The organism is Streptomyces sp. Edi4 (genome assembly GCF_040253615.1).
Taxonomy (GTDB): Bacteria; Actinomycetota; Actinomycetes; order Streptomycetales; family Streptomycetaceae; genus Streptomyces.
The window spans coordinates 6,049,684-6,074,531 of sequence record NZ_JBEJGY010000004.1; the positions used below are offsets into that span (position 1 = coordinate 6,049,684).

At 73.3% G+C, this 24,848-nt stretch carries 18 protein-coding genes; 8 read left to right on the forward strand and 10 right to left on the reverse strand.

Annotated elements, in window-relative coordinates:
• The first annotated feature begins 8 nt into the window (after positions 1-8).
• Both ABR738_RS29575 and ABR738_RS29580 read left to right on the forward strand, forming a co-directional pair.
• The gene (locus ABR738_RS29575; protein WP_350232990.1) at positions 9-1,316 is read left to right on the forward strand and encodes a WXG100 family type VII secretion target; all 1,308 of its coding nucleotides are present in this window, start codon (positions 9-11) and stop codon (positions 1,314-1,316) included.
• Complete coding sequence (locus tag ABR738_RS29580; protein ID WP_350232991.1) at positions 1,294-1,809, forward strand: hypothetical protein; 516 nt, start codon at positions 1,294-1,296, stop codon at positions 1,807-1,809. The genes ABR738_RS29575 and ABR738_RS29580 overlap by 23 nt, the downstream gene beginning before the upstream one ends.
• On the opposite strand, the gene ABR738_RS29585 is transcribed toward ABR738_RS29580, so the two are convergent.
• The 8 genes from ABR738_RS29585 to eccE form a co-directional block, all read right to left on the reverse strand.
• Complete coding sequence (locus tag ABR738_RS29585; protein WP_350232992.1) at positions 1,796-2,788, reverse strand: ABC transporter ATP-binding protein; 993 nt, start codon at positions 2,786-2,788, stop codon at positions 1,796-1,798. The two genes, ABR738_RS29580 and ABR738_RS29585, sit on opposite strands and share 14 nt — an antisense overlap.
• Complete coding sequence (locus ABR738_RS29590) at positions 2,785-3,753, reverse strand: ABC transporter ATP-binding protein (RefSeq protein ID WP_350232993.1); 969 nt, start codon at positions 3,751-3,753, stop codon at positions 2,785-2,787. The genes ABR738_RS29585 and ABR738_RS29590 overlap by 4 nt, the downstream gene beginning before the upstream one ends.
• Positions 3,750-4,652 carry an ABC transporter permease gene (locus tag ABR738_RS29595; RefSeq protein ID WP_350232994.1) on the reverse strand — a complete coding sequence of 301 codons (903 nt, stop codon included), beginning with the start codon at positions 4,650-4,652 and terminating at the stop codon, positions 3,750-3,752. The genes ABR738_RS29590 and ABR738_RS29595 overlap by 4 nt, the downstream gene beginning before the upstream one ends.
• Positions 4,649-5,674, reverse strand: a complete 1,026-nt coding sequence (locus tag ABR738_RS29600; protein WP_502964252.1) for an ABC transporter permease — start codon at positions 5,672-5,674, stop codon at positions 4,649-4,651. Before ABR738_RS29600 ends, ABR738_RS29595 begins: the two co-directional genes overlap by 4 nt.
• Before the next feature lie 36 nt (positions 5,675-5,710).
• On the reverse strand, positions 5,711-7,555 hold the full coding sequence (locus ABR738_RS29605) for an ABC transporter substrate-binding protein (protein WP_350232995.1): 1,845 nt from the start codon (positions 7,553-7,555) through the stop codon (positions 5,711-5,713).
• Positions 7,556-7,835: 280 nt separating this feature from the next.
• A complete protein-coding gene (locus ABR738_RS29610) occupies positions 7,836-11,483 on the reverse strand; it encodes an SCO5717 family growth-regulating ATPase (RefSeq protein ID WP_350232996.1) in 3,648 nt (1,215 codons plus the stop codon).
• Between the two features lie 365 nt (positions 11,484-11,848).
• Complete coding sequence (locus tag ABR738_RS29615; protein ID WP_350232997.1) at positions 11,849-12,583, reverse strand: hypothetical protein; 735 nt, start codon at positions 12,581-12,583, stop codon at positions 11,849-11,851.
• The gene (gene eccE / locus ABR738_RS29620; RefSeq protein ID WP_502964169.1) at positions 12,583-13,935 is read right to left on the reverse strand and encodes a type VII secretion protein EccE; all 1,353 of its coding nucleotides are present in this window, start codon (positions 13,933-13,935) and stop codon (positions 12,583-12,585) included. The genes ABR738_RS29615 and eccE overlap by 1 nt, the downstream gene beginning before the upstream one ends.
• Positions 13,936-14,118: 183 nt before the next feature.
• Here eccE and eccB point away from each other — a divergent pair, with 183 nt between their 5' ends.
• The 4 genes from eccB (at position 14,119) to ABR738_RS29640 (ending at position 17,971) form a co-directional block, all read left to right on the forward strand.
• Positions 14,119-15,645 carry a type VII secretion protein EccB gene (gene eccB / locus ABR738_RS29625; RefSeq protein ID WP_350232999.1) on the forward strand — a complete coding sequence of 509 codons (1,527 nt, stop codon included), beginning with the start codon at positions 14,119-14,121 and terminating at the stop codon, positions 15,643-15,645.
• 14 nt (positions 15,646-15,659) lie between these two features.
• Positions 15,660-16,919, forward strand: coding sequence for a type VII secretion-associated serine protease mycosin (gene mycP / locus ABR738_RS29630; RefSeq protein WP_350233000.1), 1,260 nt, complete (start codon positions 15,660-15,662; stop codon positions 16,917-16,919).
• Positions 16,920-17,211: 292 nt separating this feature from the next.
• Positions 17,212-17,577, forward strand: a complete 366-nt coding sequence (locus ABR738_RS29635; RefSeq protein ID WP_350233001.1) for a WXG100 family type VII secretion target — start codon at positions 17,212-17,214, stop codon at positions 17,575-17,577.
• A gap of 91 nt (positions 17,578-17,668) precedes the next feature.
• Positions 17,669-17,971, forward strand: a complete 303-nt coding sequence (locus ABR738_RS29640) for a WXG100 family type VII secretion target (protein ID WP_350233002.1) — start codon at positions 17,669-17,671, stop codon at positions 17,969-17,971.
• 146 nt (positions 17,972-18,117) lie between these two features.
• Here the strand turns inward: ABR738_RS29640 and ABR738_RS29645 are convergent, their stop codons facing one another.
• Together ABR738_RS29645 and eccCa are read right to left on the reverse strand one after the other, a co-directional pair.
• Positions 18,118-18,417 carry a DUF397 domain-containing protein gene (locus ABR738_RS29645; RefSeq protein ID WP_350233003.1) on the reverse strand — a complete coding sequence of 100 codons (300 nt, stop codon included), beginning with the start codon at positions 18,415-18,417 and terminating at the stop codon, positions 18,118-18,120.
• 162 nt (positions 18,418-18,579) lie between these two features.
• On the reverse strand, positions 18,580-22,554 hold the full coding sequence (gene eccCa / locus ABR738_RS29650; RefSeq protein ID WP_350233004.1) for a type VII secretion protein EccCa: 3,975 nt from the start codon (positions 22,552-22,554) through the stop codon (positions 18,580-18,582).
• A gap of 248 nt (positions 22,555-22,802) precedes the next feature.
• Between eccCa and eccD the strand changes: the two genes are divergently transcribed.
• Both eccD and rpsO read left to right on the forward strand, forming a co-directional pair.
• The gene (eccD, locus tag ABR738_RS29655) at positions 22,803-24,299 is read left to right on the forward strand and encodes a type VII secretion integral membrane protein EccD (protein WP_350233005.1); all 1,497 of its coding nucleotides are present in this window, start codon (positions 22,803-22,805) and stop codon (positions 24,297-24,299) included.
• A 192-nt stretch (positions 24,300-24,491) separates the two neighbouring features.
• A complete protein-coding gene (rpsO, locus tag ABR738_RS29660) occupies positions 24,492-24,782 on the forward strand; it encodes a 30S ribosomal protein S15 (protein WP_267056737.1) in 291 nt (96 codons plus the stop codon).
• Positions 24,783-24,848: the final 66 nt, after the last annotated feature.

Sequence of the window (24,848 nt, forward strand, 5' to 3'; positions counted from 1 at the left end):
GACCGCGCATGACGGACAGCTGGGTCGGCGGTGACATCGGCGCGCTGCGCACCATGGGGGAGGCCTACAAGAAGGCCAAGACCGACCTGGAATCCATCGTGAAGCCACTGAGTGGCAGCGTCGAAGCGCTCGCCAAGGACACGGGGTGGCGGGGCGAGGCGGCGGAGTCGTTCCGCGCCAAGTGGACCGAGGACGCCATGACGGCGGGCGGCTTCGCCGAACTGGTCCAGGCGACCGGCGAGATCCTCACCGACCTCGCGGACCGCCTCGGCACGGCGGAGGCCGCGCTCCAGAACGCGGAGGACGTCGCGGTGCGGGCCGGAGCGCCGATCCTGCCCATGGGCGTACCCGGCCAGATGATGACCAGCACCCGGCCGAGCGCCGACGAGCAGAAGGCCATCAAGGCCCTCACCGACTACGGCACCGTACGGAACGAAATCCTGCACACCGCCCAACAGGCCCGCCTGGACGCGGCGGAGGCCCTGCAGAAGCTGTACGCGGAAGACACCGCGGCGGTCTCGCCCGGGGACAAGGTCACCATCGCGGACTATGTCCGCGGCCTGTACGCCTACGACTCCGAGCGGACACGGGTCAAGGGGAGCCGTGCCGCCACGCTCCTGGACGACGCCAAGAAGGAAGCCGACGACGCGAAGAAGGACCTGCGCGCCGAACGCAAGACGTGGCAGAAGGCGGGCAAGGCCCTGCCCGACGACGCCGCGGCCCGCGTCGCCTACAAGGACGCGCTGAGCAAGCTCGACAGTCTGGAGACGGACATCGCCCGTGGTGAGCAGGGCAGTTCGAAGCTGCCCTACGACCACGTCCTCAACACCAAGGTCGCGGACGTGGCGGAGACGCTGCGGGCGGGCAGGGCTCTGGAGAGCGTTCCGGAGTTCCTGCGGGAGCTTCCCGTGGTGGACGTCGCCGCCGCGGGGGTGTGCGGGCTCGTGGAAGCCAAGGACGACCACGACAAGGGGTGGTCGTGGACGCACTCCGTGGTGGTCGACGGAGGGGCCGCCCTCGGGGGGCTCGCGGCGGGTGCGGGCGCGGTTGCCCTGGTGGCGTCCTCGGAGATCAGCGTTCCGGTCATCGCGGTCGCGGGGGTGGGAGGTCTGGTCATTATCGGTACCACCGACCTGATCGACGAAACCTTTCACGAGCACTGGAGCGAGGACATCCACGACCACGGAGTGGTCGGAGGGATCTGGCAGGGAACGAAGAATGTCGGCGCCAACACCTGGGACGATGTCAAGCGGCTGGGCCACGACGTCGGCGACACCGCAAAGAAGGCGTGGCATGGCTTCACGAGCCTCTTCTGACAGCGTGGCTCCCGCGAAACTGCCCCTCCTGGGTACCTCCTGGTACCGGCGGGGCGCGGGCTACTGGCTCCGACGCACCAGATCGGTGCTGGTCCAGTTCGCCTTCAGCGCCCTCTTCGGGCTGTTCTCGGTGGCTGTCTGGCAGCACATCGAATCGGGGCTGCCGCCCGGGTTGCACGCGGGTGCCGACATGGCCATGGGCGCACTGAGCCTGGGTTTCCTGGTGCGGGGATGGATCTGGGGACGGCGGACCATCCGAGCCAAGCTGGCCGCTCCGCCCACGCCCGAGCAGGCATGGCAACTGCACCGGCTGGCGCGCGCGGGTCGGGGCAGCGCGGACCCGGACTTCGGCAGGCGCGGCGGCCCCCTGCTCTTCTTCGCGCCCTTCGTTCCGCCGTGCGTGGCGTGGTGGGTCGGCGCGACCTGCGCAACCCAGTTCGTCCGCGAGACGCCCGCCGAGGCCGGCGCCCGCAAGGCGCTCAGTCGTTCCTGACCGCCGCCGCCCAGTGGCACGCCACCCGGGCCGCCGTGCCGCCCGCCAGGACCGGCAGGTCCTCGGTGCGGCAGAGGTCCGCCACGCCCGCGCAGCCGGCCTCGCCGGATGCCAGGACCGGGCAGCGCGCGTGGAAGCGGCAGCCGGCCGGGATCCTGGCCGGGTCCGGCGGCTCGCCCGTGAGGACCGCAGGGACGCCCGGTGTCTCCGGCAGGACCGACAACAAGGCCCGCGTATAAGGGTGCCGGGGGCGGAGCAGGACGTCCTCGACCGGGCCCGTCTCCACGACGCGGCCCAGGTACATCACCGCCACCCGGTCCGCGATGTTCCAGGCGAGCCCGAGATCGTGGGTCACCACCAGGGCGGACAGGCCCAGTTCGTCCCGCAGGCGCAGCAGCAGGGCCAGGATCTCGCCGCGCACCGAGGCGTCGAGGGAGGCCACCGGCTCGTCGGCGACGATCAGTTCGGGGGACAGGACGAGCGCGCCCGCGATCACCACGCGCTGACGCTGGCCCCCCGACAGCTCGTGCGGAAAGCGCGGGAAGAACCGTTCCGGCGGCCGCAGCCCCGCCCGGGACAGCGCCCCCGCCACCAACCCCCGCTCGTCGCCCGGCACTTGGTGGACGCGCAGTCCCTCGGCGACCGCCTCGTACACCGTGTGGCGGGGGTTGAGCGAGCCGCTGGGATCCTGGAGCACCAGCTGGGCCCGCCTGCGGTACGCCTTGAGCGCCCGGGGGTGGTTCCTCAGCGGAACGCCGTCGAAGCTCACCCCGCCCGCGCTCGGGACGACCAGGCCGAGCAGCGCGCGCGCCAGCGTCGTCTTGCCGCAGCCCGACTCGCCGACCAGAGCCACGATCTCGCCCCGGCCCACGGTGAGTTCGACGCCGTCGACCGCGCGGGCCGGTGGGCCGCCGCGCCGGCCGGGGAAGGTGACGTGCAGGCCGCTGGCGCTGAGCAGCGCGGACGCCGGGGCGGTCATCGCGTACTCCCCGCCGGCGGCTCCACATGTACGCAGGCCGCCAGGTGGCCGGGGCCCGCGGGGCGCAGCGGCTGGTCGTGCGTGGCGCAGACGCCGGCCGCGACCGGGCAGCGCGGATGGAAGGCGCAGCCCGGCGGCAGCGCGCCCGGATCGGGCGGATCGCCCGGCAGACCACGTGGCGCGCGGCGCGTGGCGGGGTCGCCGACGCGGGGGAAGGCGGCGGACAGGGCCCGGCCGTAGGGGTGGTGGGCCGCCGTGTGCACCGCGCGCGCCGGGCCCTCCTCGACGACGCGCCCCGCGTACATCACCGCGAGCCGGTCGCACGTGCCGGCCAGGACCGAAAGATCGTGGCTGATCATCAGCAGGCTGATGCCCTGGTCGGCCACCAGGGCCTCGATCAGGCGCAGGATCTGGGCCTGGATCATCACATCGAGCGCCGTGGTCGGTTCGTCCGCCACGATCAGGCCGGGCGAGCAGGCGAGCGCCATCGCGATCATCACACGCTGGCGCTGGCCGCCGGACAGTTCGTGCGGGTGGGCGCCGGCGCACGCGGCGGGCAGGCCCACCTGTTCGAGCAGGTCACCGACGCGGGCCCGGGCCCCGGCGGGGCTCGCGAGGCCGTGCAGCACGATCGGCTCGGCGATCTGGTCGCCGACGCGGTGCACCGCGTTCAGCGCGTGCATCGCGCCCTGGAAGACGATGGACGCGCCCGCCCAGCGCACCGCCCGCAGTCGGCCCCACCGCATCGTCAGGACGTCCTCGCCGTCCAGCAGCAGCGACCCCGACAGCGTCGCCGAGGAGGGGAGCAGCCGCAGCAACGCCATCGCCAGTGTCGACTTGCCGCAGCCGGACTCGCCCGCGATGCCCAGCTTGCGGCCTGGCTGGATCGTGAGGTCTACCCCGCGCACGGCCGCGACGCCGCCCGCGTAGGTGACGTGCAGATCCTTGATCTCCAGCAGACTCACCGGACCCCCAGCTTCGGGTTGAGGACGGCTTCGACGGCCCGGCCGCACAGCGTGAAGGACAGCGCCACCAGGGCGATCGCGATGCCGGGCGGCGCCAGGTACCACCAGTGTCCCGAGGAGACCGCGCCCGCCTCACGGGCGTCCTGGAGCATGCCGCCCCAGGAGACCACCGTCGGATCCCCGAGGCCGAGGAAGGCGAGGGTTGCCTCGGTGAGGATGGCGTTGGAGATGCCGAGCGTGGTCTGCGCCAGGACCAGCGGCAGCACGTTCGGCAGTACATGACGGCTCATGACGTGGCGGTGGCCACCGCCGAGCGCGCGGGCCCGTTCGACGTACGGGCGTGACTCCACCGCGATGGTCTGCGCCCGCACCAGGCGAGCCGTCGTCGGCCAGGACGTCACGCCGATCGCCAGGACCACCGTCCACACACTGTGCGCCATGACGGTGGCCAGCACGATGGCGAGCACCAGCGTCGGCATCACGAGGAACCAGTCGGTGATCCGCATCAGCACCGTGGCGAGCCAGCCCCCGTAGTGCCCCGCGAGGATCCCGGCCAGGGCGCCGATCGCCACGCTCAGGGCCGCCGCGAGCAGCCCGACCGCGAGCGAGACCCGGGCGCCCCAGACCAGCAGGCCGAGCAGCGGACGCCCGAACTGGTCGGTGCCGAGCGGGAACCGCGCACTGGGGGACTCAAGGGCCCCGCCGGGCGCCCGGGTCACGCTCTGGATGTCCCCGCCGACGGTGAGCGGCGCCGTCAGCGCGATCAGCGCGATCGCCGCGAGAGCGAGCAGCCCGCAGAGTCCGGCGCGGCGCACCCGGTAGGCGCGCCAGAACCGGGCGAAGGAGTCACGGCGGCGCGCCCACACCAGCGAGCCGACGGCATCAGGGGTCGTCGTCATCGGCCCACCCGGGGATCGAGCAGCGGATACACCAGATCGGCCAGCAGGTTCAGCACGATCATCGCGCCGGCGAACACCATGAACAGGCCCTGCACCAGCGGGAGATCGGGCACGCTCAGCGCCTGGTAGAACAGCCCGCCAAGACCCGGCCAGGAGAACACCGTCTCCACCAGGACCGAGCCGGCCGCCACATGGCCCAGGTTGATGAACAGCATGGTGACCGTGGGCAGCAGCGCGTTGGGCACCGCGTGCCTGCGGCGCACCGCGACATCGCGCAGCCCCTTCGCGCGGGCCGTCGTCAGATAGTCGCCGCCCATCTCGTCCAGCAGCGAGGACCGCATGACGAGCAGGGTCTGGGCGTACTGCACCGCGACCAGCGTGACCACCGGCAGCACCAGATGGTGCGCCGTGTCCAGGACGTACCCGAAGCCGCTCGTGTCGCCCGACGCCATGCCCCCGGTCGGGAACAGACCCGGAACGGGGCCCGCGCCCACCGAGAACGTGATGATGAGCAGCAGCCCGAGCCAGAACGAGGGCACCGACCACAGCGTCAGGGCGAGCCCGGTGTTGAACCGGTCGCCGAGCCCGCCGTGCCGCCAGGCCGACCGGGTGCCGAGCAGGACGCCGAGCGCCGTGTAGAGCACCACGGCCGTTCCGGTCAGCAGCAGCGTGGCCGGCAGCTTCTCGGCGATGAGCGGACCGACCGGCGCGTGGAACTGGTAGGAGGTGCCCAGGTCGCCCGTGAGCGCCCGGCCGCAGTAGCGCGTGAACTGCCGCCACAGCGGCAGATCGAGCCCGAATTCGGCCCTGAGCGCCGCGAGTTGGGCATCGGAGACCTGGCGGCCGTGGGTCATGGTGCGGACCGGGTCGCCGGGAACGATCCGGAACAGGAAGAAGCTGGTGACCAGGACGGCGAGGAGCGAGACCACCGCTCCCGTCAGCCTGCCGCCCGCATACCGCAGACGGCCGAGCGCGAGCCCCGCCGCAGCCCGGCCCGGCCCGCCACGGGCCGTGGCCGCCACTGGGGGCGTCTCGGCCGAACTCGCCGCCGTCACCGGCTACTCACGGTCGTCGGCGCCGGCGCGGCGGCGCAGAACCACCCACGCTCCGAGCCCCGCCAGGGCGACGGCCCCCGCCACGACGGCCAGGACGGCGCCCGCCGAGGGCCCGGCGCCGCGCCGCGCGACCGCGCCGGGCCCGGGGACCGCCGACCACCAGCTCCAGTAGCCGTCCTGCCCGTAGATGTTGCCCCCGGCCTCGGGCATCGTCATGATCGACCGGATCTGGTCGGTGCGGTACGCCTCCACCGCGTTGGGGTACGCCATGACGTTGATGTACCCGGTGTCGTACAGGCGCGACTCCATCCGCCTGACCAGGTCCGCCCGCTTGGCGGTGTCGTACTCGGCCAACTGCTGCGCGTAGAGCTCGTCGAAGCGCCGGTCGCAGACGAAGTCGTCGGTCCGGCCGCTCACCGCCGCCGTCGCGGGCAGCGCGGCGCAGGTGTGGATGGACAGGACGTAGTCCGGGTCGGGGCTGACCGAGTAGCCATCGAGCGCCAGATCGTACTCACCGGCCGCCCACGGGTCGCTGACGTTGTCGACGCAGTTCACCGTCAGGGCGACACCGAGCGCCCCCCACCACTCCTGGAGGTACTTGCTGATGGCCTTGTCGTTGGGGTCGACGGCGTGGCAGAGCAGCCGCAGGCCGAGCGCTCTGCCGTCCTTGCCGTGCCGCGCGCCGTCGGGCCCGCGCGGATAGCCCGCCGCGTCCAGCAGCGCGGCCGCGCGCGCCGGGTCGTACGCGATCCTCTGGCCGCCGGAGGGCCGCCAGAAGTACGCCCCGAACCGGGGCGGGATGTAGCCCTGGCCCTCGACGGCGTGGCCCTGGAAGACCTTGTCGACGATCATCGTGCGGTCGACGGCCGCGAACAGTGCCCGGCGCACCCTTTCGTCGAGCAGGGCCGGGTCGCCGTCGCCGAACCGTGTGCCGTCCCTGGAGCGCGCGCCCGGGTTGGTGGCCAGCGCGAGGAAGCGCCGGCCGGGCGCGTCATTGACCTTGATGCCCGGGGCGGAGGCGAGCGCGGTGGTCTGCGCGGGCGTCAGGCCGGAGACGAAGGATACCTCGCCCTTGCGCAGGGCCGCGACCGCCGCGTCGTTGTCCTTGTAGTACTTGAAGACCAGCTCGTCGAAGCGGGGAGCCCCCCGCCAGAAGCCCTTGTTCGGCCTGAGCCTGATGTACTGGTCGACCTTGTAGCCGGTCAGGACGAACGGCCCGGCGCCGACGACGGGGAAGCTCCGGTCGTTGTTGAACGTGGTGAAGTCGGCGACCTTGTTCCACACGTGCTCGGGCACGATCGGCACGTCGAGCGCGGTCATCGTCGCCTGGGGACGCGCCAGTTCGACGACGAGGGTGGCCGGGTCGGGCGCGGTGACCTTCTTGAAGTTCGCCACGAAGCTGCCGGTGGCGGTCGCCGCGCCCCGGTCCGTCATCATCTTCCCGAACGTCCAGGCCGCGTCCCGGGCAGTGACCGGCTGCCCGTCGGACCACCGGGAGCCGGCCCGGATGGTGTACGTCCACGTCAGTTTGTCCGGCGAGACCTTCCAGGAGGCCGCGAGGCCCGGGATCGCATGGCCGTCCCTCGGGTCGTACTCCGTCAGATACGGATACATCAGCCGGTGCACGCTGGTGCTGATCACCCGCTGGGCGAGGAAGGGGCTCAGGGAGTCGACGCTCTGCGAGACGGCGACGGTCAGCACCTTTTGCCCACCCCCGGCCTCGTCGGCCGGGGCGCCCCGGGCGGCGAGCGGGGCCACCGCCATGAGCGCGAGGACGGCCGTGACGGAGGCGGGAAGGCGGGTCCTCGACGGCCACCTTGTCCGGTGCGATGGAACTGTTCTTGCCATGGACGGTGACCTCGCGTCATCACTCGCACGGAGAAGCAGGGTTGATCGCGGGCTGCGAGCTGGCGGGATCGTCGGTCGGGCCGCGCGTCGCGGCGGCGGGCGTGGGCGAAGATTTACCAGGGTGGTCTAGACGTGTCAACGATGCCTCGCGGGCCATTCGGGCTGCGAAAACACGGCAGGCCCGCACCGATCGCGCGGTGCGGGCCTTGGGTGCCCCTGGGTGTCCCTGGTGTTGCTGGGAGCCCTTGGGTGTCGCTGGGTGGCTCGGTCCTGCGGCGCCCTACTGCTGGGGCGCGGCGGGGGGCTGGGGCGCGGGGGGCGACTGCGGAGCGTGGCCGCCGTCTCCGTCCTGGCCGGGCCACCCGGGCGGCGGTACGGTCCCCTGCGGCTGCGCGGGGTTGGGGAAGGGCTGGCCCGGCGCGGGCGGGCCCGGCGCGTACGGCTGACCCGGGTAGGGGTGCCCGGGCGCGGGCGCATGTGCGGCGTCCGGCGTCGGCTGGGGGCCGCCGGGCTGACCGGGGTGCGGCTGACCGGGGTGGAACTGCCCCGGATTCGGGAACGGCTGGCCCGGCTGCGGCTGACCCTGGCCGGGGAAGGGCTGGCCTTGTGCCGGGTAGGGCTGGCCCTGTGCCGGATAGGGCTGGCCCGGGAACGGCTGTCCCTGCTCCGGGCTGGTGAAGGGCTGGCCGGGCAACGGCTGGCCGGGCGCCGGCTGGCCCTGTGCGGGGTAGGGCTGGCCTTGTGCCGGGTAGGGCTGGCCCTGGGCCGGGTAGGGCTGGGTCTGCTCCGGGTGGGGCGCGCCCGGCGCACCCTGCTGACCCGGCATCGGCGGGGCCAGTCGCGGGGGCGGGTTGTGACCGTCGCCCGTCCACAGCCCTTGCTGCTGCTGCGCCCGTACGAAGTCCTCGGCCACCAGCGCCGAAAGGTTGAAGTACGCCTCCCGGGTCTTGGGCCGCATCATGTCGAGGTCCACCTCGGCGCCCGCCGCCAGGTGCTCGTCGAACGGCACCACGACAACACCCCGGCAGCGCGTCTGGAAGTGCTGCACGATGTCGTCCACCTTGATCATCTTGCCGGTCTCGCGGACCCCGGAGATGACGGTGAGGGAACGTTGCACGAGGTCGGCGTACCCGTGCGCGGAGAGCCAGTCGAGGGTGGTCGACGCGCTGGAGGCGCCGTCCACGGACGGGGTCGAGATGATGATCAGCTGGTCCGCGAGGTCGAGCACGCCCCGCATCGCGGAGTAGAGCAGGCCCGTACCCGAGTCGGTGAGGATGATCGGGTACTGCTTGCCCAGGACATCTATCGCGCGCCGGTAGTCCTCGTCATTGAACGTCGTGGACACGGCGGGATCGACATCGTTCGCGATGATCTCGAGACCGGAGGGCGCCTGCGAGGTGAAGCGGCGGATGTCCATGTACGAGTTCAGGTACGGGATCGCCTGGACCAGGTCGCGAATGGTGGCCCCGGTCTCGCGGCGCACCCGGCGGCCGAGCGTGCCCGCGTCCGGGTTGGCGTCGATCGCAAGGATCTTGTCCTGCCGCTCGGTGGCCAGCGTCGCGCCGAGCGCGGTTGTCGTGGTCGTCTTGCCGACGCCGCCCTTGAGGGAGATGACCGCGATCCGGTAGCAGGACAGGACCGGCGTACGGATCAGATTGAGCTTCTGCTGCCGCTCGGCCTCCTCCTTCTTCGCGCCGAACTTGAAGCGCGCGGCGCCGGCGGCCGGGCCCCGGCTGCTCTTGGGCTTGGGCTTGTTGTTGCGCAGCAGCCGGTCGGAGGACAGCTCGACGGCGGCGGTGTACCCGAGCGGTGCGCCGGGCATCGACCGCTCACGCTGGTCGTGCGTCATGGGCGAGGGCCACGCGGTCCCGGCCCGGGGGTCGACGGGCGGCGCGGCCTGCACCTGCGGCGGCAGCGCGCCGCTCTGCCCCTGCTGCGGCATGGCTCCGCTCTGCCCGGCCTGGCCCTGCTGGGGCACCTCACTCGGGGCGGTCTGGCCCTGCGCCGGCCCGGCCACGGGCTGCGCGGGGGTGCCTGACTGGACACCGGGGTGCGGGAAGCCGTAACCGCCTTGTACCACTTGGGCGTTGGGGCCGGGGGTGTTCGGCGGGGTGGCGCCTTGCTGGGGGAAGCCGTAGCCGCCGGGTGCGGCCTGGGGGTCGGGGGCGCCGGGCGGGGCGGTGGCCTGCTGGGGGAAGCCGTAGCCGCCTTGGGGTGCTTGGGGGGTCGGGGTGTTGGGCGGGGGAGTGGCCGGGTTCGGGAAGCCGTAACCGCCCTGCGGGGCGGGAGAGTTGGGGCCGCTCGGCGGGGTGGCGCCTTGCTGAGGGAAGCCGTAGCCGCCGGGTGCGGCCTGGGGGTTGGGGGCGCCGGGCGGGGCGGTGGCCTGCTGGGGGAAGCCGTAGCCGCCTTGGGGTGCTTGGGGGGTCGGGGTGTTCGGCACGGGCGTGGCCGGGTTCGGGAAGCCGTAACCGCCCTGCGGGGCCGGGGAGTTGGGATCGCTCGGCGGGTTCGCGCCCTGCTGGGGTGATCCGTACCCGTTCGGCTGCTGCGGCCACGCCGGAGCCTGGCCGGCCGCGTGGGCCGGGAAGGGGCCGGGCATGGGCTGCGGCTGACCCTGCCCCGGCCAGTGGGGCGCGGGGGCGGGCGCGGCGGCCTGGAACGCGGGCGGCAGCGGGGGCAGTCCGGGCTGCGGTCCCCGCGCGCCCGGGGCCCACGGCTGGTCGGTCGGGGCGGGGGGTGCGTCCTGGGGCTCCGAAACCGGGGCGTTCGACGGCGGGACGGCGTCCGAGGGCGCGGCGTCCGTGGTTGCGGCGTCCGACGGGACGGCGTCCTGCGGCACGGCGTCCTCCGGTACCGCGTCCGTGATCGGACGATCCTCGGCGGCGGGTGCCGCGTCGGAGGGGGCGGCATCCGTGACCGGCGTCGCGGCCGGGGCGTGCGCGGCTTCCTCCGGCACGGACGGCGTGTCCGCGAACGCCGTCGGGCCCGGGGCGTCCTGCGGTGCGGCATCGGTGACCCCGGCATCCGGAGCCGGGCCGTCGTCGGTGTCGGCGTCCGGCGTGGAGTCGGCGGGCGCCGCCGAGCCGCCTGTGGAGGTGTCGGCCTCGTCGGGGCCGGTTTCCGGCCGGTCGATGGGCGGCTCGGTTGCCTCGTCCGCGTCGGTTGACCGCACGGACGTACCGTCGAAGGGCCGGGTGGGGGCGCCATCGACTCCGTTCGCACCGGCCGGGCCCGTTACGTCATCGGCAGCCGCAGAGCCGGCGAAGTCTGCACGGTCTGTCGCGTCTGTCACGTCCGCCGGATCCGTCGCGGCAGGCGTGGCGGGCGTGGCCGCACCGCGGGCCACCTCGTCCGAAGCCCCCGCGTCCGGAGCCACCTCGCCCGGTCCCGTCGGCGCGTCCACGCGGGGCGCCGGAACTGACGGGGCGTCAGGGGTCGAGGCGGGGGCCTCGCCGCGTGCCGCCGCGGCCTGTGCCTCCAGCTGCGCGAACTCCCGCTTCAGCGCGGTGGGCGAGAAGCGCATCGTGGCGCCGCTCTCGATGTCGCCGCCGCCGAAGGCCTGGCCCTCGTCCGTGGGACGGCCCGCCCGGGGCGCGGCGGTGGGAAGCACCGGCGGAGGGAAGGCGGGCGCGGACGCCGGGGCGGGCGGCGGCGACGGGCTCCAGGTCGGCTGGAAACCGCCGGTCTCGGGCAGCCCCGGCACGTCGAGGGGCGCACCGCCGGGCGGCGGGGGCGGGAGCGGCGGGGCCCCTGCGCCGTCCGCCGGCCGCGCGGGGGCCGGGGGCGCGGTGTCCTGCGCACCCTGGGTGTACCAGGCGGGCGGGGTGTAGTCGATCGTGAACTCACCCGTGGTCTCGGGATCGGCGTCGGACCGATTCTCGTCGCGCGCGTTCCCGCCGGTGCGGAACTGGTCCTGGTCGCTGTTCACCGGTTTCCTTTCGTTCGCCTGTGACCGGGTGTGGGCCGTGAGGTTCATTGGCATGTACGGGTGGGGGTGGGCGCCTCCGCGCGATGGGCGCGGAGCCGTGCGCGGTCACCCGCCCCGCCCACCGCGAACGCCGCGACACCCCTGAACGTGAGGAGACGTTCGGATGCCCCGCCCTCGCCGTGGAGTCCCTGCCCCCGGTCCGTCCCACCCTAATCGTCGTCAATAAGCCACGGCAGGCCCGGCCACCTCCAGCCGCTTTCCCTCTGGCCACCCGCGCCCCACAGGCGCCACCGAAGTGACCGGGCGGGGGCGGAACGTGGGGGCGAAAGGGTCAGATCAGGTCAACTCCCGCCCCGCGTCCCCTCTCAGTCGACCCTTCGGGCGTTCCCCAACAATCCGGTCTCGGTGTCGGTCGCCCGCGTCATGGTGAAGGAGCGGTCATGGTCGTTGCACCAGAGCGTCACGCCGTCGGCCAGCGTCGAGAGGGTGTCCCGCTCGGTCGGCGGCAGGCTCATGATGCGGCCGACCCGCTCGGCCTCGTCCGGCGAGACCCGCTGCACGCCGACGAGCCGCGCCTGGCGGATCAGCCGAGGAGCGACCGGGCTGACATAGGGAAGCAGCGTGAGCACCGCCTGCCAGGGCGCCGACACGACGCGCCCGCGCGGCGGACGCATGCCGCAGTCCCGCACCACGAGCACCGGTTCACCCGCCGACGGCCCGAGCGGGGGCACCCGGCCCACTTCGTGCACGGTCATGCCGCTCTGGCTGGCGATCGCGTGGGTCAGCCGTTCCCAGGCCTGCGGGCGGCCGGTCTCGACCGCGACCCGTACGCCCGTCGCCGCCGCCCGCAGCGCGAGCACCTGGGCCGTCCACAGACCGCCGATGAGCACGATGTCGTACGCGGTGGGTCTGCTCAGCCCGAGCACGGCGGGCCGACCCTCGGTGTCCACCCCGACGACCACTCCGTCGTCCCCGATCGGCAGCGCCAGCGCGTCCAGCTCCTCGACGGGCAGGGTGTGCCTGCGGTGGCGCGGCCCGATGAGACCGAAGCCGGCGCGCGGGCCGGGGCGCGAGGAGCGCGCCGATGTCGTCGCGGCCATCAGCGGGCGCCTCCGAACGGCAGAGTGGCGAGCATGCCGGGCAGCTGCTCGTGGTCCAGCGGCACGAGCTGGGCGCCCGCCTCGCGCGCGGCCCGCGCCAACGCCTCGCGGGAGGCGGCCAGTTCGGCCTCGCCCCGGCCGGTGACCCTGACGTGACCGCTGAGGGCGGCCTCCTGGCCTCCGGCGGGCGCGATGGTGAGGCTGAACGTGGTCGCGAGCGCGGGGACCGCCGTCAGGAGGGCCACCAGCTGCGGCAATCCGCCCGCTCCCGGGCCCGCCTGGATCCTCGGCCAGCGGCGCACCCAGTACGTGGTGTGCCTGCGGTTGTCGCAGCGCCAGGACCGCGTGGACTCCTCGGTACGCCGCTGCGGCTCGTCCGCCCGGCCCGCCTGCGCCGTGACCAGCGGATTGGCGCAGGCCGACGTGGCCACCGCGTCCGCCAGTTCCTCCTCGGTCAGCACCGTGGCGCGCAGGCCGGCGCCGGTCAGCCGGCTCGCCAGGTGCAGCGCGGTCCGCGCCACGCACTTCTGGGCGCCCACCATGCCACCGCCGCGCGCGGCCACCGCCTGGGGGCACAGCAGCGGGTCGAGCTTGAGGGCGATCCAGGTGATGCGGACGGCGGGCGAGGCGGTCTCGGCGTGCAGCGGCGCGTAGTTGGTGACCGCCACCGACTGCTGGGGCAGCCGCAGCGCCGGCGCCGGCTGGGTGTGCAGCACGATCTGCGCCGACTCCAGACGGATGTCGTCCACCCGCAGCGCGTCACGCACCAGGCTCAGGGGGAGCGGGCGTTGGTCCCGGCCGGCCCGCAGCGCCGTCGCGTCCGATTCGACCTGGAGGACCACGGTGAGGAAACTCCCGTCGCCGACCATGCCGATGGGCCGCTGGTCCCGGTCGCCGTGGCTGTATGTGCGCAGCTCCGGGTCGCACTCCACGGCGGGCGCGAAGCCCGGCAGGGTGCCCGGCGGCACTTCGGCGCCGTCCGCGTACCGCCGGCGCGCGCGCAACGATCGGGCGGTGCCCAGCCATGCGGGCAGTGAGCGCCCGCGACGGCGCACCAGCGCGAGCAGCACGAGCACCCCGGCCACCGGCCCCGAGGCCACCAGGGCCATCGGGCCCACGACCCACGCGGCGAGCAGCAGGGCGGCCGCCGACTCGATCAGGACAAGTTGTTGCAGGCGAAACGAACCGAAGCGGCCGGAACGGGACTTGAGGCGGGGCGCGACCGTGACGAGGGCCGGCGGCCCCGGCTCCCCTGAAGCCCCCGCGACCGGCCGCGCACCTGTGGGCAAGCGGACCCCCGCACCGCTGCCGGGCGCACCGGAGCGCTCCCGCGTCCCTGTCGGCGAAACCATCCCGCACCCCCCGAACTCCCCGAAAGCCCCTGGCCGATAAGGCCCTTGAGGGCCCGTCCACCCTACCCGCCCCGGGCGTACGATCACGTAACAGGCATAGTAGGGCGCCGGTCTGACAACGGGGGCGGGAGGCCGGGCGGCTCCTCCCGCTCCGCACGGGGACAACGGAGAACGCGGACACTCATGGCATCACGGCGGGACGAACTCAACGCGTACACCTTCGCGAAGCGGCGTACGCTCGCGGCCTTCATCCAGCCCTCGCCGACGGGTTCGGACGAGGGGGCGCCGCGCCCCCTGCGCGCCGTACTGCCGACCACGGTGGCGGCGGTGGTGCTGCTCGCCGCGTTCGGCGCGTGGGGCATGTTCCGGCCCGCCGCGCCGCCCGGCTGGGACACCCCGGGCGAGAAGGTGATCATCGCCAGCGAGTCCACCACCCGGTACGTCGTGCTGAGCACCGACGGCAAGAAGGAGTTGCACCCCGTCCTCAACATGGCCTCCGCCAAACTCCTGCTCGACCCGGCGAAGGGCGAGGTGGTCAAGGTCGACGAGTCCATCCTCGACAAGGGCGCGCTGCCCCACGGCGCCACCCTCGGCATCCCCTACGCCCCCGACCGGCTGCCCACCCCGAAGGAGGCCGGATCCCCCAAGCGCTGGGCGGTGTGCGAGCGTCCGGGCGACGGCGGACGCGCGATCCAGAAGGCCGCGTTCGTCCTGTCCGGCCAGGACCGGGACCGGACGGACGGCGCGAGCCGCCTGACCGGCGGCGAGCTCCTGTATGTCGTGGGGGCCGAGGACAAGAAGCGCTACGTCGTGGACGCGCGGGGCACCAAGTACGAGGTGGGCAGCGACGAACTCCTGCTGCGCGCCCTGGTCGGCGCGGGCCGCGAACCCGAGCGGGTGTCCAAGGAGTGGCTGGAGACCCTTCGTCCGGGTGACCCCATCACCTTCCCCGAGGTCGAGGGGAAGATCGGCGACCCGGCCCAGGTGCCCGGCACGCTCGCCCCCGACGCCAACCGGATCGGCATGGTCCTGCGCGCCCCGAACGGCGCGGGCAGCCAGTACTACCTGGTGCGGCGGGGCCGGGTCTCGCCGGTCTCCGACTTCACCGCCAAGCTCCTGCTCAACAGCAGGGCGCTCGGCGGGCTGATGAGGACGGGCCAGGCCCTGGACGTCAACGCCGCCCAGTTCACGCCGGAGACCACCGAGTTCACCGCCCAGCGCGACTGGCCGCGCCGGATGCCGGTGGCCGTCAACGACGCGGGCACCGGCGGCGGCAGCCGCAACACCGTCTGCAACGTGCTGCGCGACGTCGACAAGAACAACGGCGCCACGACCCTGAGCACCTGGGCCGCCACCGACTTCCCCGCGCCCCTGCCCACCGGTTCCAGCAGCGCCTATGTGACGCCCGGTTCCGGCCAGCTCTTCCGCCAGATCCAGGGCTCCCAGACCCAGACGGGCGGCCTCTTCCTGGTGACCGACACGGGCCTGCGCTACGCGATGCAGTCCAACAGCGACAGCGCCGACGGCGACGCGGGCGCGGGGCTGAGCGCCGAGCAGCGCAAACAGCTCGACCAGGAGGCCCAGCAGGCCCAGACCCGGCTCGGCTACGCCAGGTCCGAGCCGGCGCCGATCCCGATCGGCTGGTCCACGTTCCTGCCCACCGGGCCCCGCCTCTCCACCGGGGCGGCCCGCCAGCCCCAGGGCTCCTGAGGGGCCGCGCGACGATGACGTACCCGCTCAAGTCCCTCGCCCTGTCGGCAACGGCGGCCCTGACGGTGCTGACATGCCCCGCGGCCGCCACCGCGACCGCCGCCTCCCCGGCCGACGGCGGCGACCAGTGCACCTTTCCCGCCAAGCCGTACGCGGGCCGCCCCTGGGCGCTCCAGCGCGTCCTGCTCGACGAGCTCTGGCACCAGTCCACCGGCAAGGGCGTGAAGGTCGCCGTCATCGACACCGGCGTCGACACCGCCAACGCCCAGCTCAAGGGCGCGGTCGAGGTGTCCTTGGGCACGAACCTCCTGCCCAAGGACCTCAAGGACGCCGACAACAAGCCACTGCCGCGCGGCGCGGAGAACGGCACCACGGACACCGTCGGACACGGCACCAAGGTCGCCGGGATCATCGCGGCGCGCCCCGCCGCCGGCACGGGCTTCGTCGGTCTCGCCCCCGACGCCACGATCATCCCCGTCCAGCAGAACGACGCCGAAGGCCACGGCACCGCGCAGACCCTGGCCCAGGCCATCCGCTACGCGATCGGCGCGGGCGCGGGCGTCATCAACATCTCGCAGGACACCGCGAACGCGGTGGAACCGGCGGCCGCCCTGAAGCAGGCCGTGGACGCGGCGCTCGCCAAGGAGATCGTGGTGGTCGCGTCGGCGGGCAACGACGGCCTCGGCGGCAATGTCAAACCGACCTACCCTGCCTCCTACCCGGGCGTCCTCGCGGTCGCCGCCTCCGACCGCAACAACGAACGGGCGGCGTTCTCGCAGTCCGGCGCCTTCGTGGGCGTGGCCGCGCCCGGCGTCGACATGATCTCCACCGTGCCCGGCGGCGGCCACTGCGCCGACAACGGCACCAGCTTCTCCGCCCCGTACGTCGCGGGCGTGGCGGCCCTCATCAAGGCCAAGCACCCCCGCTGGACCCAGCGCGAGATCGTCGCCCAGATCCAGCAGACCGCCGAACGCTCGGTGGCCGGGCACGACCGTCTGGTCGGCTGGGGTGTGGTCGACCCGGTCCGCGCCCTCACCGAGGACGACCACCCCATCGAGGCTCCGGTCGCCCACGAGGGCGTCACGCCCGCCCGCGCCCCCACGCCCGCCGCCCTCCACATCGGCGAGAGCGACGAACAGCGCACCCAGCGTCTGGCCACCTATGTGGCGGTCGGCGCGGCGGTCCTGGTGGCGGTCCTGAGCGGCGCGGCCGTGGCGCTCAGGGACGCGCGCCGCAGGAGCCGGCGGCCGGCCGGCGCGCGGCGATCTGAGTAGACGTACTCATGTGCCTCGCGTCAACTCGCCGTACTTTCAACAGTGCTGAGCGGACCGAGGTCAACTCCTGGCCGGGAAAGCGCTGGTGGGCGAGTGAGGGGCAATGGCTACAGTGACTGCGGTGCGTCAAACGATGTCGCTCGTGCGTGACGGTCGCATTCCGGTACGGGCGGACCGCGCGGGGGCCGACACCGGCCGGCCCCGGTACCGCGGCGCCCGGGGCGGCCCGATCCTCAGCCACAACTGACCACCACGCCACTTCCGCACCACCACCACGAAGGGAAACCGCCCCATGTCGAAGGACCAGCGGGTATCCGACAGCGATATGGCCCACCTGGAGACGCAGGTTCTCCAGAAATTCGAGTCGGTCAAGGGCCAGCTCAACAGCCTGCAAGGGGTGATCGACGGGCTCGAAGGCGCCTGGGAGGGCATCGGAGCCGGCGCGTTCGACGGGAAGCAGACGGCCATCAATCGCCAGATGGTCCACCTGGGCAACATGCTGCTCGACTTCCTCGAGGCGATGAAGGCGACCCGCACGCTCAAGGGCGACACCGACGCGGAGGTCCACAAGGCCCTCATGGGCATCGACGTCGTGGACGGCTACAGCGGCGACGCGGCGGCCACCGCCGCGATCACCTCGAACCTCAGCACCTACTGACGGCCCGCCGCGCCGGCCCCGGACACGGCGCGCCGCTCCACCACGGGCGCACCCGCCCACCAGCCTTTTCACCAGAAAGATCGGGGAAGCCATGCCCAAGAACAACGACGACGTCCTCGGAGTGACGTACGCCAGCCTCGACGACGCCGCCCGCGCCATCAAGAGCCAGGCCGACAAGCTCAACCAGGACCTCGCGGACATCAAGAAGCTGGTCGACACCGCCGCCCACAACTGGCACGGCGAGGCCCAGCAGGCGTACGCGCAGAAGCAGCAGGAGTGGAACCAGACGGCCGACAGCGTCCACATCTCGCTGACACAGATCGCCCAGGCGGTCTCCGACGCCGGCCCGACCTACCAGGCCGGCGACCGCAGGGCGGCCGCGCACTTCCAGTAGGGGAGGGCCGGCGGCGAAAGACCGGCAAGAAACAGGCACTACGGACGGGGTGGGCGCGCGCGGGAGGCGCCCACCCCGTCCGTAGTGTGTCCCGGCGGCCGCCGCGCCCGCCGTGGACGCCACCGCGCCCCGCACCGCGCCGCCCGCTACTGCGGCGCCTCAAGGCCTCCGTTGCGTACGGACGGCTCCAGGTCGAACTCCCCGTCCCGCGCGCCCAGGACGAACGCCTGCCACTCCGCCTCCGTGTACCGCAGCACCGTGTCCGGGTCCACCGAGGACCGCATGGCCACGGCGCCCGCCGGCAGATAGGCGATCTCGACCCGCTCCTCGTCCTTCGACGTGCCGGGAGCGCTGTGCCACTCCACCCCGGAGATGTCGAGCGCGTACAGCTCGTTCTTCTCGCGCTCCTTGCGCTCGCGCAGTTCCTTGTCCTGTTCCTCAGCCATGACGGAGCGATTCCTTCCAGACGTAGCGACGGGCCTGCCAACCGGCCGTCTGATCAGCGTACTTGGCAGGTCGCGGCCCGGACGGGGAGGCGGAAAGAATCACGAGAACGGATCTCACCGCCCTCACCGCCCAGCCGCCCCCGGCCCTCGCCCCCCGCCCCGTCAGCTGCCGCCCTGCACCAGTCCCGTCTGCACCAGCGGCTTGCCCCGCCTGCGGGAGACGAACGTGCCGCGCCCCACGGGCATCGGGCGGGGGCGCACCCCCGCGAGGATGTCGCCCTCACCGGGGTCGCCGGCCAGGACCACGCCCTGGGCGCCCAGCTCCTTCATGCGCTGGACGAACGGCTCGTACGCGGCACGGGCCGCGCCCGCCGACGAGCGGGCGATGATGAAGCGGACGCCCACGTCGCGCGCGAAGGGCAGCAGTTCGGTGAGTCTGCCCAACGGGTTGCCGCTCGACGTCGACACCAGGTCGTAGTCGTCGATCACCACATACACCGTGGGGCCGCGCCACCAACTGCGCTCCCGCAGCTGGCGCGCGGTCACGTCCGCGCTGGGCGCCCGGCGCCGCATCAGATCGGCCAGGGCGTCCATGTGGTGGTCCATGGCGTTGGACATGGGGATGTATTCGGCCAGATGTGAGGCCGGGACCGCGTCGAGCAGGGTGCGACGGTTGTCCACCACGAACAGCTTGCACGCGTCGCCCTCGTAGCGCTGGGTGAGCCCGCCGATCAGGAGGCGCAGCAGGTTCGTCTTGCCGGATTCGCCCTCGCCGAAGATGAGGAAGAACGGGTCCTGCTCGAAGTCGACGAACACCGGCTCCAGGTTGTTCTCGTCCAGCGCGAAGGCGATGCCCCGCTCGGGGAAGGCGTGGCCGGGCGGGAGCTGGGCGGCGGGCAGTTCGCGGGGCAGGAGGCGGACGGCGGGCGCGCCGGGCGCCGACCAGTGCCGGTTGACCTCGGTGGACAGGGCGGCCGTCGCCTCGGCGAGGTCGGTGTCGGACTGGAGGCCGTCGATGCGCGGCACGGCCGCCATGAAGTGCGTCTTGTGCGGGGACTGGCCGCGCCCGGGCACGCCCACGGGGACGTTCGCGGCGACCTTGCGGTCGAACTCGGAGTCCATGGTGTCGCCGAGCCGCAGTTCGAGGCGGTTCATCAGGTGGTCCTTGAGGTTGGCCCTGACCTCCATGGAGCGCGACGCGGTCACCACCAGGTGGACCCCGTAGCCGAGCCCCCGGGCGGCGATGTCCAGGACGACCTGCTCAAGACCCTCGTACTCGGTACGGAAGTTGCCCCAGCCGTCGACGACGAGGAACACATCGCCCCAGGGCTGGTCGGCGACGGTGATGGTGCCGCGCGCCCGGCGCGCCCGGAAGTCGGCGATCGAGGCGATGCCCGCCGAGCGGAAGTACTCCTCGCGGCGGGTCAGCACGCCGTACACCTCTGCCACCGTGCGCCGCACCCGCTCGGGGTCAAGACGCGAGGCGACCCCGCCGACGTGCGGCAGATCCGCGACCGCCGCCATGCCGCCGCCGCCGAAGTCGAGGCCGTAGAACTGCACCTCCGACGCGGTGTGGGTGAGCGCGAACGACGCGATGAGGGTCCGCACCAGCGTGGACTTGCCCGACTGGGGGCCGCCCACGATCTGAAGATGGCCGCCCGCGCCCGAGAAGTCGCACCACAGCGGGTCGCGGCGCTGCTCAAAGGGCTTGTCCACCAGGCCCAGCGGCACCACCAGACGCCCCGCGCCCTCGTAGCCGGGCTGGGTGAGTCCGCGCCCGGGCACCGGGGTGAGGCCGGGCAGCAGCGAGTCGAGCGCCGGCGGGCTCTCCAGCGGCGGCAGCCACACCTGGTGGGCGGCCGGGCCGCGCGCTTCGAGGCGGCGCACGACGACGTCGAGCACGGTGTCGGCGAGCGCGTCGTCGGTCCTCGGCCCGCTCCCGCCGCGCGGCGCGGGCACCTCGGGACTCGCGTACGTCACCGGCACCGGGGCCGCGGTGAAGAGCACCGGGCGCCGCTCCACCGGCACCGGGCCGCCGAGGGCCGCGGACCGCTCGGCGCCCGTGCGGTATGCGCCCGAGACGTACGCCGCCTTGAAACGGGTCATCTCATCGGTGCCGAACTTCAGATAGCCCGAACCCGGCACGCTGGGCAGGTGGTAGGCGTCCGGGACGCCGAGCGCCGCGCGTGACTCGGCGGCCGAGAACGTCCGCAGACCGATCCGGTAGGACAGATACGTCTCAAGACCCCGCAGCCGGCCCTCCTCGAGGCGCTGCGAGGCCAGCAGCAGATGCACCCCGAGTGAGCGGCCGATGCGGCCGATCTGCACGAACATCTCGATGAAGTCCGGTTTGGCGGTGAGCAGTTCGCTGAACTCGTCGATGACAAGGACGAGCGAGGGCACGGGCTGGAGGGCCGCGCCCGCGAGCCGGGCCCGCTCGTAGTCATGGATGTTGGCGTAGTTGCCGGCGTCGCGCAGCATCTCCTGGCGGCGGTTGAGCTCGCCGCGGATGGAGTCGCCCATGCGGTCGACGAGGGTGAGATCGTCGGCGAGGTTGGTGATGACGGCCGCGACGTGCGGCATCTGCGCCATGCCGGCGAAGGTCGCGCCGCCCTTGAAGTCGGCCAGGACGAAGTTCAACGTCTCCGACGAGTGGGTCACCGCCAGACCGAGCACCAGCGTGCGCAGCAGCTCCGACTTGCCGGAACCGGTCGCGCCCACGCACAGGCCGTGCGGGCCCATGCCGTCCTGCGCGGCCTCCTTCAGGTCGAGCATGACGGGACGCCCGTCCTCGCCCACGCCGATGGGGACCCGCAGCCGCTCGGATGCCGAACGCGGCCGCCAGGTGCGGGCGGTGTCCACCGACGCCGCGTCGCCCAGGCCCAGCAGCTCGGTGAACTCCAAGTTGGCCAGAAGCGGTTCGTCGTCGTCGCCCCCGGTGGCCATGCGCAGCGGGGCCAGCTGGCGGGCCAGCGCGTCGGCGGACTCGTACGACAGCAGATCGGGCGTGCCCTCGTAGACCAGGCCGTGGCCCGACTCCAGGCGCAGCGTGCGGGGGTGCACGACGATGGCGAGGTCGCCGCGCGCGCCGGCCGGTTCACCGGGGACGACCTCGATGACGGTGACGCCCTGGAGGCCTTCGGCAGAGGCCAGCGCCGACATCGGGGGCGGCGAGACCCCGTCGAGCACGACGACGATGTGCGGCTCCTCGGGCAGCGGCGCGCCCTCGGGGTGGAAACGGGGGCGGCCGGTGAGGCGCGGCGCGAGCAGTTCCTCGAGTTCGGCCGCGCTGCGGCTGATCAGGCGCCTGCTGCCGGCGCCGTCGGTGAGATGCGGCGCCTGGGTGTGCGGCAGCCACTTCGTCCACTCCCAGTGCGCGGCGCCCGACGAGGACGAGGCGACCGCGATCACCAGGTCCTCGGGGGAGTGCAGAGCGGCGAGCGAGGCGGTCAGCGCCCGGGCCGAGGCACGCACGGCCTGCGCGTCCCCGCCGATCGTCACGTGGAAGAAGGCGCGCAGCGAGACCGCCATCGGCAGGTCCTCCACCGTCTGGTGAGTGGCCAGAAACCGCTGCATGGCGCCCGCCGTCAGCGGCTCCAGCTGATCGACCGGCGCGGTCGCCGGCGGCACGAGCGCGGTGGCGAGCGTCTGCGGACCGAGCCCGACGCGCACCTGCCCGAAGTCGTCGTCGCCCGCGCGGCGCTCCCACACCCGGCTGCCCTCGGCGACCAGCGCCCACAGCTGCTCGGGGGAGGGGTGCAGGTAGTACTGCGCGTCGCGCTGCCTGCGCGCGGTGCGCGCCGCCGCGCGCCGCGTCTGGCCGAGGTGGCGCAGATAGTCACGGCGCAGATCCGCCAACTGCCCCTGGGAACCCTTGCGGTAACGAATGATCATCGCCACCGACATCGCCAGCGTCGAGGCGATCATCACCACGCCCATGATCTTCATGAACGGCTGGGTGTTCGGCATGAAGAAGAACACGACCGAGCCGCCCATGCCCAGCATGGGCAGCAGCTGCATCAGCGCGCCCTCCTGCTGTCCCCGTGGCAGCTCCGGCGGAGGCTGGAGAACGACGTCCTCCGTCGAAACCTCGGCGGGCAGCGCGCGCGGCGGCCGCTTGACGATGATGTGGCTCACAGAACACCAATTCCCCTGGCGGCCGGAGGAGTTCGCCCGCCGCCCCGTGTCCGGCGAACGCCGACCGCCCAGCGATCCTACTGACACGCGCGGTGACCGGACGGCGATAGGGTGCCTGTCGGGGGACACATCCGCGCCCGACGAACAATCGGCGCCGCCGAGCACCTGACGCCCAGGCAGGGCGCGCCCGGCGGAGCGCGGCGCACAGGGCGCGCACACGCCGCACGACACAGCAGGGGGAGCCGAGGGTGAGCACGACGACCACCGCGACCACGGCCGCCGGGCCCGACCGGCCGGCCCAGGCCACCGGGGGAGGACTCGGCTTCTGCCGCGTGACGATCGTCGCGCCGGACGGCCGCGTCGACGTGGCCCTGCCCGACGACATCCCGGTCGCCGACATCTACCCCGAGATCCTGCGGCTGGCCCGCCAGAGCCCCGCAGAGGGCGCCCCCGTGGGCTACTTCCTGGTGCGCCGCGACGGCACCGTCCTCGACAGCGCCCGCTCCTTCGCCGCCCAGTCGATCCTCGACGGCGAACTGCTCACCCTGCGCCCGTTCTCCGCGTCCCTGCCCCCCGCCGTCTTCGACGACGTGGCCGAGGCCGTCGCCCACGCCGTCACCCAGGACCGCACGCTGTGGAGCGGCGAGCTGACCCGCGCCGCCGGCCTCATCGGCGGCGGCGTCCTGCCCGCGCTGCTCGCGTTCGCCGCCTGGACCGGCGAGCCCCGGCACGACATGCACGGCCTGGCCGGCATCCTCGCGGCCGTCGCCGGCGTGCTCTGGCTCACCCTCGCCGTCGTACGGTCCCGGATCTACGACGACCAGCTCTCCGCCGTCGCCCTCGGCCTGGGCGCGCTGCCCAACATCGCGGTGGCCGGCTCGGGGCTCCTGCCGCTCGACGGCCATCACGGCATCGGCCGGCTCCAGACGCTGCTCGCCTGCGTCGCCGTCCTCATCGCCTCCCTCGTGCTCACTCTGCTCTCGCCCCGCGGCGACGGGCCCTTCGTGGCGTTCGTGCTGGCCTCCGCCGTGGGCGCGCTCGTCGTGTTCGCCGCGATCCTCACCGGCATGACACCCACCGAGACCGCGGCGGTGTGCGCCCCGCTCGCCGTCGGCGCCCTCGCCTTCCTGCCGGGCCTCTCCGTGCGCTTCGCCCGGCTGCCCGTCGGCTTCGACGCGCCCCACGCCTCACGCCGCGACCCCGAGGAGAGCGCCCCGCGAGCCGTGGACGCCGAGCGCGTCGCGGCCCAGGCCAGGCGCGGCCACGAACTCCTCGTCGGCCTGGTCGGCGGCTGCGCCGTCCTCGCCGTCACCAGCGCCGCCGTCCTCGGCTTCGCCGACAACACCTGGGGCCGGCTGCTGGCGCTGGCCACCGGCGTCGCCCTGCTGATGCGCGCCCACCTCTTCCGCTACACCGCGCAGGTCGCCGCCACCCTGGCCGCCGGACTCGGCGCGCTGGTCCTGCTCGGCCTCGGCGTGTGCGTCAATGGCCCGCACGATCTGATGCGGGACGCGCTCAAGGGGCAGAGCGCCGGCCTCGACCTGCACACTTTGTGGCTGGTCGCCGCGATCGCCGCCGCCGCCGCGCTGGTCACCGCGATCGCGCTGATCGTGCCGGACCGGGGCGTCTCCCCCTTCTGGGGCCGCTTCCTGGAGATCGCCGAGGGGGCGGTCCTGCTGACCCTGCTGCCGCTGACGCTGGCCGTCTTCGACGTCTACGCCCGGGCCCGCGCCCTCACCGGCTGACCCGCCGCCCGTCCACCGCCGGTCGGCGGCCACCCGGGGTGCTGGTACGCTGTGTGACGGCCGTTTGTGTACGCGTTTCCGGAGCATCTGGAAGCTGCGCTCATCGGACCCTCGCTCGCGAGTCACGGAAGCTCCCCAGAGATCAAGACCTGGGGCACTCGTGGGCGCATCGAACCATACTGAGGAGTAAGCGTGCCGCTCGACGCCGCTACGAAGAAGCAGATCATGTCCGAGTTCGGCCAGAAGGAGGGCGACACCGGCTCCCCCGAGGTCCAGGTCGCCATGCTCTCGCGCCGTATCTCCGACCTGACGGAGCACCTCAAGACGCACAAGCACGACCACCACTCCCGTCGTGGCCTGCTGATCCTCGTCGGCCAGCGCCGCCGCCTTCTGCAGTACCTGGCCAAGAAGGACATCCAGCGCTTCCGTGCGCTGGTCGACCGCCTGGGCATCCGCCGCGGTGCGGCCGGCGGCGCCAAGTAAGCATGCTGTCGAGGGAGCGGTTCCCACCTATCAGGGGGCCGCTCCCTTTGCTGTACATGCGCGACG

Excerpts from the sequence above, each read along its gene's own strand:
- ABR738_RS29605 (WP_350232995.1), bottom strand. The coding sequence starts at position 7,555 with ATGGCAAGAACAGTTCCATCGCACCGGACAAGGTGGCCGTCGAGGACC.
- ABR738_RS29645 (WP_350233003.1), bottom strand. The coding sequence starts at position 18,417 with ATGGCTGAGGAACAGGACAAGGAACTGCGCGAGCGCAAGGAGCGCGAG.
- eccB (WP_350232999.1), top strand. The coding sequence starts at position 14,119 with ATGGCATCACGGCGGGACGAACTCAACGCGTACACCTTCGCGAAGCGG.
- ABR738_RS29640 (WP_350233002.1), top strand. The coding sequence starts at position 17,669 with ATGCCCAAGAACAACGACGACGTCCTCGGAGTGACGTACGCCAGCCTC.
- ABR738_RS29615 (WP_350232997.1), bottom strand. The coding sequence starts at position 12,583 with ATGGCCGCGACGACATCGGCGCGCTCCTCGCGCCCCGGCCCGCGCGCC.
- ABR738_RS29595 (WP_350232994.1), bottom strand. The coding sequence starts at position 4,652 with ATGACGACGACCCCTGATGCCGTCGGCTCGCTGGTGTGGGCGCGCCGC.
- mycP (WP_350233000.1), top strand. The coding sequence starts at position 15,660 with ATGACGTACCCGCTCAAGTCCCTCGCCCTGTCGGCAACGGCGGCCCTG.
- ABR738_RS29585 (WP_350232992.1), bottom strand. The coding sequence starts at position 2,788 with ATGACCGCCCCGGCGTCCGCGCTGCTCAGCGCCAGCGGCCTGCACGTC.
- eccE (WP_502964169.1), bottom strand. The coding sequence starts at position 13,935 with ATGGTTTCGCCGACAGGGACGCGGGAGCGCTCCGGTGCGCCCGGCAGC.
- ABR738_RS29635 (WP_350233001.1), top strand. The coding sequence starts at position 17,212 with ATGTCGAAGGACCAGCGGGTATCCGACAGCGATATGGCCCACCTGGAG.
- ABR738_RS29575 (WP_350232990.1), top strand. The coding sequence starts at position 9 with ATGACGGACAGCTGGGTCGGCGGTGACATCGGCGCGCTGCGCACCATG.
- ABR738_RS29580 (WP_350232991.1), top strand. The coding sequence starts at position 1,294 with ATGGCTTCACGAGCCTCTTCTGACAGCGTGGCTCCCGCGAAACTGCCC.